The sequence below is a fragment of the Nocardiopsis lucentensis DSM 44048 genome (assembly GCF_000341125.1).
GTDB classification, from domain to species: domain Bacteria; phylum Actinomycetota; class Actinomycetes; order Streptosporangiales; family Streptosporangiaceae; genus Nocardiopsis; species Nocardiopsis lucentensis.
Map to the genome: position 1 here is coordinate 1 of NZ_ANBC01000122.1, position 910 is coordinate 910.

The window sequence follows — 910 nt, forward strand, 5'->3', positions numbered from 1 at the left end:
GCGGCGGCCGGGCGGCGCCGGGTTCGTCACGGGCCCGTCGGCGCGTCCAGGGGGCGCGCGGGCGGGCCCGTTCGCGTGTGGAGGGGGTCCGGCGGCCCCGGCGGCGTGTGCCGGGAGCCTCCGAAGGGCTGGTGAAGTCGTGGTCTCCGGTCGACACGGAGGTTACTTTCTCATTACGTCGGGTCATCCGCTACCACTGTGACCTGGTCATACGCAAGGTCGATAAATGAGGCCTTCGACACTCCCCGAACGTGGGAGGTTAGGAAATGGGCAGGGGTAGGTAGGCTCCCGAGTAGTCGTCCTTCTCATAGGGAGGTGGCGGACGTGGCCGAGCGCGACGACGAGCGTCAGAGCGACCAGGACCGTGAAGTCGCTGAACTCACGGCCCAGGTCTCCTACATGGAAAAGGAACTCAGCGTGGTTCGGCGTAAGCTCGCTGATTCGCCCCGACATGTACGCCTGCTTGAGGAACGGTTGAGGGAGGCTCAGGCCAACCTCGCCGCGGCCAATGGCCAGAACGAACGACTCGTCTCCACACTCAAGGAGGCCCGGGAGCAGATCGTCGCTCTGAAGGAGGAGGTCGACCGGTTGGCCCAGCCGCCGTCCGGTTTCGGCGTCTACCTGGGCTCGCGTGAGGACGAGACGGTCGAGATCTTCACCAACGGCCGCAAGATGCGGGTCAACGTGAGCCCCTCGGTGGACCTGGACGCGTTGCGCCCGGGCCAGGAGGTCATGCTCAACGAGGCGTTCAACGTCGTCGAGGTGGAGTCCTTCGAGACCGTCGGCGAGGTCGTCATGCTCAAGGAGCTGTTGGATGACGGCGAACGAGCTCTGGTGATCTCGCACCACGATGAGGAGCGAATCGTCCGGCTGGCGGACCCGTTGCGTGACGAGCCGGGGCGGCCGGGGG

At 66.3% G+C, this 910-nt stretch carries 1 protein-coding gene (cut by a window edge); it reads left to right on the forward strand.

Annotated elements, in window-relative coordinates; translation table 11 throughout:
- Window positions 1-315: 315 nt before the first annotated feature.
- Window positions 316-910 carry the start of a proteasome ATPase gene (gene arc, locus D471_RS0103960; protein WP_017597428.1) on the forward strand. The gene runs 1,163 nt beyond the window's last position, so the window shows 595 of its 1,758 coding nt (coding positions 1-595); the start codon lies at window positions 316-318; its stop codon lies off the right edge, out of view.